Raw genomic sequence first — 14338 nt, forward strand, 5'->3', positions numbered from 1 at the left:
GGCAAGGTTCCCGGGCGGGACGGTGGCGGAATGAAGCGGGGAACGATGAAGCGGAGAAACGGAGAGAAACGGGGAAGTCAGGCCCCGACGCGACGGCGCCGCGCGTCGGGGCAGGCGGCGCTCAGACCGACGGGATCGGATCCGAGCCGAAGCGGTTCGGGCCTGCGGTGCCGCGCGAGCACATCCACACGAGCAGCAGGATGGGGCCGACGACCGGAATGAGCCCGAGCAGCAGGAACCAGCCCGAGCGGCCCGTATCGTGCAGGCGGCGCACGCTGACCGCGATGCCCGGAATGATCAGCGCCAGCGAAATCAGGAAGATCGCGCCCAGCAGCAGCAGCGCGATCAGGCCCGCGTCGCGGCCGATCGCGCCGATCACCTGAGCGACGACCGAAAGAATGCAGCTCAGCAGCGCGAAATACCAGTATTCGGCACGACGCGCACGGCCTTCGAATTTCGCGTATTGATTGAGTACGGAACGAACAGCCTCGGAAAAATTCATTTTATTATCCTCCTGTTTTATATTGACGACCCCGGAAACAACGCGGGAATTATATGTTCGAATTTCGACAGGCTCCATCTCTTTTCACATGCCGGCCAAGCGAAAACCCCGTCGCACTGGCGTGAAAACGGGTGCCATAGCGTAATGCGGCGCCACCGGCTTGCATGCCGCGTCATTTTAATAGTCTTGAAGACCCGACAAAAACTACAACCGAATATAATCCGGCATTTGATTACAACCAAATGAATTCCGACTCGATCGATAATCGATCCAGTCGTACGACATTCGATTTTCCGGCCGACCGGCATGACGCGAGCGCGCCAGTCGCGCTACCCTTCGCCATTCCCGATCCCGCTCGCATCGCGCCGTGCTCCGTCATCCGCTCGCTCCGCTGCTGTCGCTCGCCTGCGCGCTCGCCGCCGGCTGCGCCAGCACGCCGGGCACGCCGGGTACGCCCGACCTGCCGCCCGGTGCGCAGGCGCCGGGCGCGCCGCATCCCGGCACGATCGTCGTGCGAGATGCGTGGAACGGGTCGACGCAAACCTGGCGCGCACAGGATGTCACCGCGAGCGTCGCGTTCCGCTGTTTCGACGCGCATGGCGAACCAACGGAACGCGCTCGCGCGGCCTGGTGCGTGCCGGTCGTCGAGATCGAATCGGTGTCGGTCGATGCGGGCGGGCGCGCCGTCGCGCCGGCCGCCGCCGCGCGCATCGAAAGCACCGCGTACGGGCCCGGCCGCCGCTTTCTCGACCATACGACGGCGGTAAGCGCCAGCCTCCGGCCTGGGCCCTAACCGGCCGCCGCCCGCTGCAGCGCGCCGAGATCGAGCTTCTTCATCGTCATCACCTGCGCCATCACACGCTCGGCGCGTGCCGGATCGCCCGTCATCAGCTCGGACATCTGCACGGGCACGACCTGCCACGACACGCCGAAGCGGTCGCGCAACCAGCCGCACTGCTGCGCACGCTCGTCGCCGCCTTCGGACAGCCGCGCCCAGTAGCGGTCGATCTCGTCCTGGTCGCGGCAGTTGACGACGAACGACACGGCCGGCGTGATCTGAAACACGGGGCCGCCGTTCAGCGCGACGAACGCCTGCCCGTCGAGCTCGAACGCGACCGTCATCACCGTGCCCTCGGCCTGTCCGGACGCGTGCGCGCCGGCCTTGCCGTAGCGCGCGACGTGCACGATGCGCGCGTTGTCGAACACCGACACGTAGAAACCGGCGGCCGCCTCGGCGTCGCGGTCGAACCACAGGAACGGCGTGATGCGTTGTATGCGCGGGCTCATGGCGCTGTCTCCTCGATGTCGTGCCGGTGCCGGTCTTACATCGTAGGCGCTGCGCGCGCGCACGGCGGCGATCCGATCCGTAGTTCGCGCGCGGCCTCCTGACAAAAAAGAGGGGGCGATCGCTCGCCCCCTCTTTGCTGCCTGCGATCGTGCCGCGTCAGAACGCGACGAAAGGCGCCGCGCCGCCGCTCGAGCGCTTGTCCATCCCGAAGTAGATCGTCTTGCCGTAGAAATGCGGCATGCCGATGTCGAGCCATCCCGGCGAACCGAACGGGCCCGCGATGTCGTTGAACGCGAACGTCGACGCGTTCGAGAACAGCGTATCCGCGTTCGCGACGGGCATCGACACGGTGCCGCTCGCGCTGTTCTGGCCGGTCAGCGTCGCCGTATAGGTGGTCGTGGAGGACGGGCAGTAGAACTGCGTGTTCCTCGAACAGACCGCCTGCGACGAATCGTTGAAGAAATACGCGTTCGAACCGGTATCGAAGAAAGCCGTCACCGTGCTGCCGAGGAACGACGCGCTGACGTCGCCCGTCGTGGTCGACGTCATGACGGTAGACGCGCCGAGCCCGTTGTTGCCCTGCGTGCCGATCCCGAAGATCAGCTGGCCCTTCGCGCTGGCCTGCCCGCTGCTCGAGATGTTCGGCATCTGCACGATCACGCCGTTGTTATCGGTCGCGAAGTGATGAACCGGGTTGGCCACCTGCTGCGCGACCGGCACGAGCGCGACCGCGCAGCTCGCATTGCCGTTCGGGCACGCGTAGTAGTTGTTGCTCGACGAAGTCGACGTCGCGCAGGTCGTGCCGCAGTCGACCGGCGCCGGCCCGATGCCGAGGATCCCGTTCGCGCCGAGCGCGCTCGCCGAGTTGGCCGACGCGCCGCCGTTCGTGCACGAGCTCGGCACGTTCGTCGTGCCGAGGTCGCCGATGATCTGCACGGGCAGCGAGTTCGCCTGTTCGGTACCGATCGACAGGTCGACCGTGCGCACCGAGCCCCACGTGTAGCTCGACACGAACTTGCCGCACTCGGCGACCGGCGCGCCGCCGCTCGTCACCTGCGGCAGGTTGCCGAGCACGCCCGACACCGCGCTGCCTACGAGCCGCAGCCCGTAGGACGCGGTATCGACGAGCACGTTGTTGACCACCTGGCAGTTCGACGTGCCCGGCACGCAGACCTTCACGTTGACGGTCGGGATGTTGATCACGTTCGCGACGCCGGTGCCGACGGTGATGACGGCCGTGTTCGCGGTATTGCCGTCCGACACGCTCGAACCGTTGCCGTTACTGCCGCCGTTGTTGCCGGAACTGCCGCCGTCATCGCCGCCGCCGCATGCCGTCACGAGCACGGCCGTCGCGGCCGCGAGGCCCAGCACGCCGAGCCAGCGCTTGAATGTACGAGGAATTCTCAAGATCGCTCTCCCGCTGTCACTGGATGTCGTTGCCGGCGAGGCCGGCAGGCAGTGCCGCCGGCAGCCACGCCTGGCCCGAGAAGGCGCCCATGTGGCCGCCCGTCCGGATCACGAGGCCGCTCGTGTCGACGGACACGGGCGCGCGCCAGCCGCGCGCCGCGTGCGCCGCCTGGACGCCGGCGGTGTACTGCGGGAAATAGCTGCCGAGCAGCGACGCGAGATCCGGCATCGTCGGCCCGCGCCATGCGAGGCCGAACACGCTGCCGGCGGCCGACGTGTATTCGTGGATGACGGTGCCCGATCCGAGCGTGATCTCGCGGACGGTATAGGCCGCCGTGCTCGTCTGGACGCCATCGGCCGAACGCATCGCGCGCTGCATCGCACGCACGGTTGCAGCCCGATCGTCCGCCGGCGGCGACATCGGCGCGCCGCCCAGTTCCGCGTGTGCGTGGACGGTCCACAGCACACCCATTGCAGCCGTCGCGCGTGCTACGGCCCAGCCCAAGCGTTTCAGCTTCACGTTCCCCCCCAAGGGACTGGCTTCGTTGCCGGCGGCGCAGCCATCGTGCCCGCGCCGCCGGCCAACATATGAAATCGTACGAATGACGCTCCGTTACTGCTGACGCGTAGTATGCCTGCTGAGTGTGTCGAAGTGTCAATTCGACGCAGCCCGAACAGGGTGCGCGCGTGCGCGGCGAGCGAGGGAAAACGTGGAGGGAACGGCGTGACGCGCGCATCGGGCAGCCCCGCGAAACGGGGTGCGCCGACGCGCTGCAGCAAGATCAGAAGCCCAGGCTCGCGAGCAGGTCGTCGACCTGCCCCTGGTCCTGGACCACGTCGGACTTGCCTTCCGGCGCGATCTGCGGGCCGTTCAGCAGCGACTCGGGGCTGCCGGTCGCGCTCATCTGCTCGGCCGCCAGCGCGGCCGCGGTGGCCGCGAACTGCTCGCGCCGCTCGGGCGCGATGTTCTCGACGAGCACGGTAAGGAGCTGCTGCTCGATCAGGTAGACCATGTCCATGATCTTCTTGATCACCTGCCCGGTCAGGTCCTGGAAATCCTGCGCGAGCATGATCTCGAGCAGCTGCGCGCTGGTCGCCGACGTCGACTCGGGCAGCGTGCGCAGGAACGCGCGCGTGTCGTCCATCAGCTCGCGCACTTCCGCGTGCTCGATCGGTGCCGCATACCACTGCGCCCAGCGCGTGTCAAGCGCCTCGGCCTCGTTCTGGATGCGCTCCTGCATGGGCTTCGCGATCTCGATCGCGTTCAGCACGCGCACGGCGGCCTGCTCGGTCATCGTCGCGACGTAGCGCAGCCGGTCGCGCGCGTCGGGCACGGCTTCCGCCGCGCGCTCGACATGCTTGTCGAGCCCGAGCTCGCGCATCGAATCGCGCAGCGCGCGCGTGACCTGGCCGATGCGCGCCAGGATCCGGTCGCTCGCGAGATCGGCGCCTTCGGGGTGGCTGTCAGCGGCGAACCCCGCGCCGGCGAGCGCCGCATGGATCGGCTCGTTCACGTCAGCTCCCGGTCTTCGCCATCTTGTCGATGATCTTGTTCAGCTTCTCGTCGAGCGTGGCAGCCGTGAACGGTTTCACGACGTAGCCGCTCGCGCCCGCCTGCGCGGCCGCGATGATGTTCTCCTTCTTCGACTCGGCCGTGACCATCAGCACCGGCAGGTGCGTGAGCGTCGCGTCCGCGCGGATTTCCTTCAGCATCGCGAGGCCGTCGAGGTTCGGCATGTTCCAGTCCGAGATCACGAAGTCGAAGCCGCCGCCGCGCAGCCGCGCGAGACCGGCCGCGCCGTCCTCGGCCTCGTCGACGTTCGTGTAGCCCAGTTCCTTGAGCAGGTTGCGGACGATCCGGCGCATCGTCGGGAAATCGTCCACCACCAGGATTTTCATGCTCTTGTCCATCGTCGTTCCTTTCCAGATTCGTTTCCGTCGGGACGCGTATCGTGGCGCGCGCCCCGTGGCATTCCATTCACACGCGCTGCACGCGGTCGCCCATCGTCGCCAGTCGCGCCATCACGCGGCGGCTCATGTCGGCGAGCGGCGCAACCTCGTCGGCACCGCCGAGCGCGATCGCCTCGCGCGGCATCCCGAACACGATACAGCTCGCTTCATCCTGCGCGAACGTGTAAGCGCCCGCGCGTTTCATTTCCAGCAGGCCGGCCGCGCCGTCACGGCCCATCCCGGTGAGGATCACGCCGATCGCGTTCTTGCCCGCGTGCGTCGCCGCCGAGCGGAACAGCACGTCGACCGACGGGCGGTGACGGTTCACCGGCGGCTCGTCCGACAGTTGCGCGATGTAGTTCGCGCCGCTTCTCGCGAGCAGCAGGTGCGCGTGGCCCGGCGCGATGTACGCGTGGCCCGGCAGCACGCGCTCGCCGTGCTCGGCTTCCTTCACCGCGATGCGGCACAGGCCGTTCAGCCGCTGCGCGAACGATTTCGTGAAGCCGGGCGGCATGTGCTGCGCGATCAGCACGGCCGGAGCATCCGGCGGCAGCGGCGTCAGCACTTCGCGGATCGCCTCGGTGCCGCCCGTCGACGCGCCGATGATGATCAGCTTCTCGGTACTGACGAGCGGGTTGTTGATCATCGGCGCGGCCGGCTGGCTGTCCGCCGTGCGCGCGGCGGCCTGCGGCTGCGGCGCCTGGCGCACGCGTGCGCGCGACGCAGCACGGATCTTGTCGGCGAGCTTTTCCGCGTAGTCGAGCATCCCGTCGCGAATCCCGACGCGCGGCTTCGTGACGAAATCCACCGCGCCGAGCTCGAGCGCGCGCAGCGTGATCTCCGAGCCGCGCTCGGTCAGCGACGACACCATCACGACCGGCATCGGCCGCAGGCGCATCAGCTTCTCGAGGAAGTCGAGCCCGTCCATGCGCGGCATTTCGACGTCGAGCGTGAGCACGTCGGGGTTGTGCTGCTTGATGAGCTCGCGCGCGACGAGCGGATCGGGCGCGGTCGCGCACACCGTCATGTCGGGCTGGCTGTTGATGATCTCCGTCATCAGGCTGCGGATCAGCGCCGAATCGTCGACGCACAATACTTTGATCTTCTGCACTGCGGTCATGCCTCCTGCTTTTTCGATAGGTTCCCCGCGTACGCGCTTCCGGCGCCCGGGCTCCCGGCGTACGGGTTCGCCGCCCGCACGCCGCCGGCACTGCCCGCGCCGGTGCCGCCCGGGCTCGCGCTGCGCGCGCCGAACAGTTCGATGCGCGGGCGCGCCGGCTGCGGCGCGGCCGGCCGCTTCGCCGCGAACAGCTCGACGTGCGCGCGCGGCCGTGCGGCGCGCTCGGCCTCGCGCGCGAGCGCGGCTTCGCGCTCGGTGACGCCAGGCACCTGCAGCCGCAGCTTCTTCACCATCGCGCGCCCCGTGTGCGGCATGAACGCGACCTTGCGCGGGTGCACGCCCTGCAGGTCTTCCGCCGTGATGCGGATACGTTCGAGCGCGAGGTAGCGGCGCACGAAATCCGCGTTGCGATCGCCGATGTTGATGGTCGTCATCCCGGCCAGCACGGCCGCGCCGCCGAACACCTTTGCCTCGATGCGCTCGCGGCGCCCGCCGGCCTTGATCAGCTCGTTGATCAGCACTTCCATCGCATACGCACCGTAGCGCATCGATTCCGACGCGGCCGCGCCCGGATCGGTGCCGTCGTCGGGCAGCATGAAGTGATTCATCCCGCCGATGCCCGCGTACGGGTCGTGCAGGCACGCGGCGACGCACGAGCCGAGCACGGTCATCAGCACCATGTCCTCGGACGTCGTGTAGAACTCGTTCGGCAACAGCTTCACGCCGGGACGGCCGAAGTGGTTGTCGAAATAGCGATTGGTCGCGATCGGCAGTGCGCTCATCCGCGATCTCCATAGGCGGGCGCGGCGTCCGCAGCCCGCGCGGGGGCGCGCGACGGCATGGCCGCCGCCGCGGGCGCCTGCGCGCCACGCAGCCGCGCACCCTGCGCGGCGTCGCGAGTCAGTTCGTACACCGTCTGCCCGCGCAGGCGGAACGCCTGCGTGACGTACGTGAAGTTTTCCGAATGGCCGGCGAACAGCAGCCCGCCCGGCTTCACGAGCGGCTCGAAGCGCGACAGCACCTGCCCCTGCGTCGGCTTGTCGAAATAGATCATCACGTTGCGGCAGAAGATCGCGTCGAACGGCTTCGCGATCCCGTAGTCCGCATCGGTCAGGTTCAACTGCTCGAAGCGGATCATCGCGCGCAGCTCGGGGCGCACCTTCACGCGGCCGGCCTGCGCGCCCGTGCCCTTCAGGAAGAAGCGCTTCAGCCGCTCGGGCGACAGGTGCTTGACCTGGTCGTACGTATAGATGCCGGCTTCCGCCTTCGCGAGCACCTGCGTGTCGAGATCGGTCGCGAGGATCGACGCGCCGCGCGCCGCCGATTCGCCGAGCGCCTCGATCAGCGTGATCGCGATCGAGTACGGCTCCTCGCCGGTCGACGCCGCCGAGCACCACACCGACACGGGCGCCGGCCGCCCCTTCACGAACTCCGACAGGATCGGGAAGTGATGCGACTCGCGGAAGAACGCGGTCAGGTTGGTCGTCAGCGCGTTGGTGAACGCTTCCCACTCGAGCGGATCGTCTTCCTGCTCGAGCAGGTCGAGGTAGTCGCGGAACGTGTCGAGGCCGCGCGCGCGCAGCCGCCGCGCGAGACGGCTGTACGCCATGTCGCGCTTGTGCTCGGACAGCGAGATCCCCGCGCGTTGGTGGATCAGCGCGCGGATGCGGGCGAAATCCGCGCCGGTGAACGCGAAGTCGCGCCCCGGCTCGCCCGCGCGAGGCGAGGCATCCGGTGCATCGGGTCGAAATGGCGCGCGCGCGTTCGGCATGGCTTAGAAGGTCTCCCAGTCGTCGTCGGACGTGCCGGCCGCGGCCGGCGCCGGCTTCTCTCCGTTCAGCGCGGGGCGCACGAGCGCGGGCTTCGCGGCCGGCTTGTCCGCCGGGGCGGCGGCCGACTTCGCGAGACGCGGCCCGTAGCCGCCTGCAGCGGCGCCGCGGGACGCGGATGCTTCCTTCTGCAAGCGCGCATCGGGGTCCGCCGCGCGCTTCGGTTGGCTCGCGCCCGCTGCGCCCGCCGCCGCCGACGTGGCCGCATGCGACGCCGGCGCGGCGCGCCGTGCCGGTTGTGCCGCAGCCTGCGGCGCCGGCAGCGCGGCGACCGGCGCCGCATCGTGACGCGGCTCCGACGGCAGTGCCGGCACGCTCGCCGATCCCTGCGCGACCGGCCGTGCAACGCCGCGTGCCGGCGCGAGCATGATGCCGCCCGCCACGCGCCAGCCCGACACGATCGCCTTCATCTGGCGCGTCTGCTCCTCGAGCGACGCGGCCGCGGCCGCCGCCTGCTCGACGAGCGCCGCGTTCTGCTGCGTGACCGAATCCATCTGGCTGACCGCACGGTTGACCTGCTCGATGCCGGTCGACTGCTCGTCCGACGCGGCGCTGATCTCGCCCATGATGTCGGTCACGCGGCGCACGGCCTGCACGATCTCGTCCATCGTCGAGCCCGCGCGCGCGACGAGCGCCGACCCGCTGTCGACCTTCTCGGCCGAATCGCCGATCAGCTGCTTGATTTCCTTCGCAGCGCTCGCGCTGCGCTGCGCGAGCGAGCGCACCTCGCCCGCGACCACCGCGAAGCCGCGGCCCTGCTCGCCCGCACGCGCGGCTTCGACCGCTGCGTTCAGCGCGAGGATGTTGGTCTGGAACGCGATGCCTTCGATCGTGCCGATGATGTCGACGACCTTGCCCGAGCTCGCCGCGATGTCCTGCATCGTCGATACGACCTGGCCGACCACCTCGCCGCCCTGCGTCGCGATGTCCGACGCGTTCACCGCGAGCTGGCTAGCCTGCCGCGCGTTCTCCGCGTTCTGCCGCACGGTGCCCGTCAGCTGCTCCATGCTCGACGCGGTTTCCTGCAGCGACGCGGCCTGCTCCTCGGTGCGCTGCGACAGGTCGATGTTGCCGGTCGCGATCTCGCGCGCGCCGACGTCGATCGATTCGGTGCCGCGATGCACGGACTGCACCATCGTCGTGACGGCGTCCTGCATCCGCTTGACGCCGCCGAACAGGCGGCCGATCTCGTTCGTGCCGGACACGTTCACCGGCTGCGTGAGGTCGCCGCCGGCGATCCGCTCGAAGTGCGCGATCGCGTCCTCGAGCGGCTTCACGATCAGCCCGCGCATCGCGAAGCGGATCGCGATCACGACCACGAACGCGATCGCGATGCCGGCCGCGATCAGCGCGACCATCAGCGAGATCTGCGACTGCGTCGCGGCCTGGCGCTCTTCCGCGCGCGTCTGCAGCGACGCGATCACGGCCGCCGCCGTCTGGTCGAACGCGACGAACAGCGGGCTGATCTTCGCGTCGGCAATCGCGTGGTACGCCGCCATGTCGCCCGCGCGCGCCGCGGCAAATTCGGGCTCGACGCCTTCCTTCATGATCGTCGTGTAGCGGGCGGTGAGCTCGTCGAGGAGCGCCTGCTCGACACCGAGCTTCGGCATCGACTGGAACGCCTGCCAGTTCTGGTTCGACTTCGTATACAGCTCCTGCGCCCGGTCGAGCACCTTCGCCGCCTCGGCCGCATTGCCGGCTTCGGTCAGCGTACGGAAGCGGTCGAGCGCAACGCGCGAGCGCAGCAGGTGCGCGGCCGTGTCGTCCAGCGTGTGGATCGCCGGCAGGTCGACGTGCGCGATCTCGTCGAGCGAACGGCTCGCGTGATTGAGCGCGTAGAGGCCGAGCCCGCCGACCGCCGCGGCCAGGCACACGAGGATGAGTCCGACCGCCGTGAGCGTCGTGCGGATCGACCAGTTATGCAACATTGCAGATTCTCCCGAAATTCCTGCGCGCGCGGCGCGCTTAACCGCCGAGTGTCTCGATCAGCGCCATTTCACGGCTCGACATCAGCTTCTCGATATCCATCAGGATCAGCATCCGGCCGTCGACCGTGCCGAGGCCCGTCAGGTACTCGGTCGTCAGCGTCGCGCCGAATTCCGGCGCCGGCATGATCTGGTCGGTCTGCAGCGTCAGCACGTCCGACACGCCGTCGACCACCATCCCGACCACGCGATGCGCGACGTTCAGGATGATCACGACGGTCTGGTGGTCGTACTCGACGCGGCCGAGATGGAACTTGATCCGCATGTCGACGATCGGCACGATGATTCCGCGCAGGTTGATCACGCCCTTGATGAAGTCCGGCGCGTTCGCGATGCGCGTGACGCTGTCGTAGCCGCGGATTTCCTGCACCTTCAGGATGTCGATCCCGTATTCCTCGTCGCCGAGCGTGAACACGAGGAATTCCTGGCCCGTCGCGTCGCCTTGCGCCGCGTCGCGGCGGCTCGTCGCCGCGTTCGCCGCGGCCGGATTGATCATTTGGACTTCAGCAGACACGTTTGCCCCCAATCGGTTGAATGGCGAGAGTCAGAACATCGCGAGCTCGGCGCCGGCTCGGGCGCCGTGCGTCGCACGGGTTTCTCGGTTCAGCGCCGCGACGTCGACGATCAGCGCGACGCTGCCGTCGCCGAGGATGGTCGCCGCCGAGATGCCGTGCACCTTGCGATAATTGGTTTCGAGGTTCTTCACGACCACCTGCTGCTGGCCGACCAGCTCGTCGATCAGCATTGCGAAGCGGCGCCCCTCGGTTTGCATGATCGTGACGATCCCCTGCGTCGGGTCGGTGCGTGCATCCTCGACCGAGAACACCTCGTGCAGCGCGACCAGCGGCAGGTATTCGCCGCGCACGCGCACCACGCGCTCGCCGTTGCCGACCGTGTAGATGTCGTCGATCGACGGCTGCAGCGACTCCATCACGAAGTTCAGCGGCAGGATGAAGATCTCGCTGCCGACCTTCACCGACATCCCGTCGAGGATCGCGAGCGTCAGCGGCAGCACGATCCGCGTGGTCGTGCCGCGGCCAGCCTGCGACGTGATCTCGACGTGGCCGCCCATCGACTGGATGTTGCGCTTCACGACGTCCATCCCGACGCCGCGGCCCGACACGTCGGTCACCGTCTCGGCGGTCGAGAAGCCCGGCGCGAAGATCAGGTTCCACACCTCTTCGTCGCTGACGTTGTCGGGCACCTGCATGCCCTGCTTCGCGGCCTTCGCGAGGATCCGCTCCCGGTTCAGGCCCGCGCCGTCGTCGCTGACCTCGATCACGATGTTGCCGCCGTGATGCGCGGCCGACAGCACGAGCTGGCCGACCGCGTCCTTGCCGGCGGCGATGCGCTTGTCGACCGTCTCGATCCCGTGGTCGAGGCTGTTGCGCACGAGGTGCGTGAGCGGATCGATGATCCGCTCGATCAGGCTCTTGTCGAGTTCGGTCGCCTGGCCGAACGTGACGAGCTCGACCTGCTTGCCGAGCTTGCCGGCGAGGTCGCGCACGAGCCGCGGGAAGCGGCTGAACACGTAGTCCATCGGCATCATGCGGATCGACATCACGGCTTCCTGCAGGTCGCGCGCGTTGCGCTCGAGCTGCGCCATCCCGTTGAACAGGCGGTCATGCAGCGCCGGATCGAACGCGCTCGCGGTTTCCGCGAGCATCGCCTGCGTGATCACGAGCTCGCCGACGAGGTTGATCAGCTGGTCGACCTTCTCGACGCCGACGCGGATCGAGCTGCCTTCGGCGCCCGATGCGGCCGCGGCGGCCGGACGCGCGCGCTTGTCGTCGTGATGCGCGGCGGCCTGCGCCGCGTGTTCGGCCTGCGGTCGTTGGGGTTGCTGCTGCGGTTGCGTTGCCGCAGCCGGCTCGACGGTTGCGGGAGCCGGCGCGGCCGGTTGCGGCGCGGCGGCCTGCGGCGCGAATACCTCGACCCGCGCGGGTTGCGCGGCGGCGGCCGGTTCGGCGGCCGGTGCAGCGGCGTCCTGCGCGGCAGCCGGTGCCGCCGGCGCGGCCGGTGCCGTGCCGCGCGCGATGCGGATCTGGCTTTCGTCGATCACGAAGCAGCACACGGCGACGATGTCGTCGGACGGCACGTCCGATTCGAGCCACAGCGTCAGGTCGCCGCCCGCTTCCTCGCGGCCGACGATCCGGCCGAGGTTGCCGAGTTCTTCGCTGAGCAGTTCCCGGTCCTTCGCGTCGACGCCCGCCAGCGTGATCTTCAGGTGCGGGCCGTCTTCGCCCGCATCGGCCGCCGGATGCGCGGCCGCGACGGCCTGCTCGACCACATGATCGGGCGCGCGATCGCCGCCGGCGGCGGGCTCCGCGGCCGGTGCGGCCGGTGCAGCAGCAGCGGCGACCGGCGCGACCGGCGCGGCCGCAGCGGCCGCCGGCGCGCCCGCGCCGCTCTCGGCCTTCAGCCGTTCGAGCTTTGCGCAGATCGTCGCGGCGGCTGCCGCGTCCGGTTCGGCGCTCGCGCGGTAGTCGACGAGCTGGTCGGACAGCACGTCCTTGGTCTCGAGGAACGCGTCGATCATCTCCTTGGTCAGCGTCAGCTCATGGTTGCGCGCGCGGTCGAGCAGCGATTCCAGGATGTGCGTCGTATCGGTCAGCGCGGAAAAGCCGAACGTCGCCGCGCCGCCCTTGATCGAATGCGCGGCGCGGAAGATCGCGGCCAGGTCTTCGGGGTCGGGCGAGTCGACGTCGAGGTTCAGCAGAAGCTGCTCCATCTGCGCGAGCAGCTCGTCCGCTTCGTCGAAAAAGGTCTGGTAGAACTGCGTGATATCGAGAGTCATGCCCGGTCACCGGTTGGATTCGTCGCGTTCATTTCAGGAGGCAGCCGGCGCGGACAGCGTCGCGACCAGGTCGACCAGCACGACCGGGTCGATCGGCTTCTCGATCCAGCCGGTCGCGCCCGCGTCGCGCGCGGCGTCCTTGAAGGCATCGCTGCCTTCGGTCGTCAGCACGAGGATCGGCGTGTCCGCATACGCGGTCAGCTTGCGCAGCGCGGCGATCACCTCGAGCCCGCTCTTGCGCGGCATGTTCTGGTCGGTCAGCACCAGGTCGTACGGCGCGGTCGCGGCCATGTCGAAGCCGGCTTCGCCGTCCGGCGCCACCGTCACGTCGTAGCCGGCCTGCGCAAGCGTTGCCTGCAGCAGCGCACGCATGGTCGCGGAGTCGTCGATGGCGAGAATGGTTCGGATCATGTCTGTCTCGGAATCTCGGGAACGTCAGGGTTTCGGCGCCGCGGCGGCGGCGCTCGCGACGGCCGGACGCGCGGCCGGCGCCGGGCCGGCGAGCTGCTGCGCGAGCAGCTTCGAGCCCGCCGCGTCGGCCGACAGCGTCGTGGTCGTCGCGTCGTCGCGCATCAGCGCTTCTTCGGATTTGCGGTTCAGCACGATCACGCTGATCCGGCGGTTTTCCGGGTCGAGCGGATCGGCCTTGTTCAGGTTCTGCGTCGACGCGAGGCCGAGCACGCGCAGCACTTTCGCCTCGTCCATGCCGCCGGAAATCAACTCGCGGCGCGACGCGTTCGCACGGTCGGCCGACAGCTCCCAGTTGCTGTAGCCGCCCTCGCCGCCCGCGTACGGCACGGCGTCGGTGTGGCCCTGGACGATGATCCGGTTCGGCACGTCGTTCAGCGTCTTGCCGATCTCGCGCAGGATGTCGCGCATGTACGGCTCGACGTGGTCGCTCGACATCGCGAACATCGGCCGCTTCTGCGTATCGACGATCTCGATGCGCAGCCCCATCAGCGTCGAATCGATGCGGATCTGCTGCTTGAACTGGCGCAGCGTCGGGTTGGCCTCTATCGCGGCCATCAGCTTGATCTGCAGATCGTGCAGGCGCGCCTGCTCGAGCCGCTCGATCGACCCCTGCGCCTGCGACCGCGAATTCTCGTCGGCCGGCTTCGCGACGCGCTCGGCGAGCGACGTCGTGCCGTCGGTGCGGCGCAGCGTGCCGGCGTCGGCGCTCGACAGATCGCGGCCGCCGCCGTTGATGATGCTGGAGTCCTGCGAGCTGCGGTCGCCGTTGCCGAACAGCGCGGCCTTCAGCGGCGTGTTGAAGTATTCGGCGATCCCCTTCAGCTGCACCGGCGTGACCGAGCTCAGCAGCCACATCAGCAGGAAGAACGCCATCATCGCGGTCATGAAGTCCGCGTACGCAAGCTTCCATGCGCCGCCGTGGTGGCCCTTCTTCGCCGGGGCCACCCGCTTGACGACGATCGCGCGATCCTTGCTCTTGCTCATCGGTC

General features: G+C 68.8%; 15 protein-coding genes. 1 reads left to right on the plus strand and 14 read right to left on the minus strand.

The features are described 5' to 3' along the window. Nucleotides 1-121: 121 nt before the first annotated feature. The gene (locus DM992_RS02945) at nucleotides 122-502 is read right to left on the minus strand and encodes a DUF805 domain-containing protein (protein ID WP_111015576.1); all 381 of its coding nucleotides are present in this window, start codon (nucleotides 500-502) and stop codon (nucleotides 122-124) included. 367 nt (nucleotides 503-869) lie between these two features. On the opposite strand from DM992_RS02945, the gene DM992_RS02950 reads away from it, so the two are divergent. Next, a complete protein-coding gene (locus DM992_RS02950) occupies nucleotides 870-1295 on the plus strand; it encodes a hypothetical protein (RefSeq protein WP_111015577.1) in 426 nt (141 codons plus the stop codon). On the opposite strand, the gene DM992_RS02955 is transcribed toward DM992_RS02950, so the two are convergent. The 13 genes from DM992_RS02955 to motB all read right to left on the minus strand — a co-directional run bounded on the left by DM992_RS02955 (nucleotide 1292) and on the right by motB (nucleotide 14333). Then, nucleotides 1292-1789 (minus strand): VOC family protein, encoded by a 498-nt coding sequence (locus tag DM992_RS02955; protein WP_034183909.1) that lies wholly within the window; start codon nucleotides 1787-1789, stop codon nucleotides 1292-1294. The two genes, DM992_RS02950 and DM992_RS02955, sit on opposite strands and share 4 nt — an antisense overlap. 157 nt (nucleotides 1790-1946) lie before the next feature. After that, nucleotides 1947-3197 (minus strand): DUF3443 domain-containing protein, encoded by a 1251-nt coding sequence (locus DM992_RS02960; RefSeq protein ID WP_111015578.1) that lies wholly within the window; start codon nucleotides 3195-3197, stop codon nucleotides 1947-1949. 16 nt (nucleotides 3198-3213) lie between these two features. Continuing rightward, complete coding sequence (locus DM992_RS02965) at nucleotides 3214-3717, minus strand: DUF2844 domain-containing protein (RefSeq protein WP_111015579.1); 504 nt, start codon at nucleotides 3715-3717, stop codon at nucleotides 3214-3216. 262 nt (nucleotides 3718-3979) lie between these two features. Next, nucleotides 3980-4711 (minus strand): protein phosphatase CheZ, encoded by a 732-nt coding sequence (gene cheZ, locus DM992_RS02970; RefSeq protein WP_111015580.1) that lies wholly within the window; start codon nucleotides 4709-4711, stop codon nucleotides 3980-3982. Between the two features lies 1 nt (nucleotide 4712). Next, nucleotides 4713-5108, minus strand: coding sequence for a chemotaxis response regulator CheY (cheY, locus tag DM992_RS02975; protein ID WP_026045350.1), 396 nt, complete (start codon nucleotides 5106-5108; stop codon nucleotides 4713-4715). A gap of 67 nt (nucleotides 5109-5175) precedes the next feature. Continuing rightward, nucleotides 5176-6267 carry a chemotaxis response regulator protein-glutamate methylesterase gene (locus DM992_RS02980; protein WP_111015581.1) on the minus strand — a complete coding sequence of 364 codons (1092 nt, stop codon included), beginning with the start codon at nucleotides 6265-6267 and terminating at the stop codon, nucleotides 5176-5178. Continuing rightward, nucleotides 6264-7049 (minus strand): chemoreceptor glutamine deamidase CheD, encoded by a 786-nt coding sequence (gene cheD, locus DM992_RS02985; RefSeq protein ID WP_034183903.1) that lies wholly within the window; start codon nucleotides 7047-7049, stop codon nucleotides 6264-6266. Before cheD ends, DM992_RS02980 begins: the two co-directional genes overlap by 4 nt. Next, nucleotides 7046-8038, minus strand: coding sequence for a CheR family methyltransferase (locus DM992_RS02990; protein WP_111015582.1), 993 nt, complete (start codon nucleotides 8036-8038; stop codon nucleotides 7046-7048). The genes cheD and DM992_RS02990 overlap by 4 nt, the downstream gene beginning before the upstream one ends. A gap of 3 nt (nucleotides 8039-8041) precedes the next feature. Continuing rightward, entirely contained in the window at nucleotides 8042-10024 is a 1983-nt protein-coding gene (locus tag DM992_RS02995) for a methyl-accepting chemotaxis protein (RefSeq protein ID WP_111015583.1), read from the minus strand. Between the two features lie 37 nt (nucleotides 10025-10061). Further along, the gene (gene cheW / locus DM992_RS03000) at nucleotides 10062-10577 is read right to left on the minus strand and encodes a chemotaxis protein CheW (protein WP_072443103.1); all 516 of its coding nucleotides are present in this window, start codon (nucleotides 10575-10577) and stop codon (nucleotides 10062-10064) included. A gap of 48 nt (nucleotides 10578-10625) precedes the next feature. Next, complete coding sequence (gene cheA, locus DM992_RS03005) at nucleotides 10626-12878, minus strand: chemotaxis protein CheA (protein ID WP_111015584.1); 2253 nt, start codon at nucleotides 12876-12878, stop codon at nucleotides 10626-10628. Nucleotides 12879-12911: 33 nt separating this feature from the next. Further along, nucleotides 12912-13289, minus strand: a complete 378-nt coding sequence (locus DM992_RS03010; RefSeq protein WP_111015585.1) for a response regulator — start codon at nucleotides 13287-13289, stop codon at nucleotides 12912-12914. 24 nt (nucleotides 13290-13313) lie between these two features. Next, nucleotides 13314-14333 carry a flagellar motor protein MotB gene (gene motB, locus DM992_RS03015; RefSeq protein WP_111015586.1) on the minus strand — a complete coding sequence of 340 codons (1020 nt, stop codon included), beginning with the start codon at nucleotides 14331-14333 and terminating at the stop codon, nucleotides 13314-13316. Between the last annotated feature and the right edge of the window lie 5 nt (nucleotides 14334-14338).

Origin of the sequence: Burkholderia sp. JP2-270, assembly GCF_003233675.1 — a bacterium.
In the GTDB taxonomy this organism is placed as follows: domain Bacteria; phylum Pseudomonadota; class Gammaproteobacteria; order Burkholderiales; family Burkholderiaceae; genus Burkholderia; species Burkholderia pyrrocinia_C.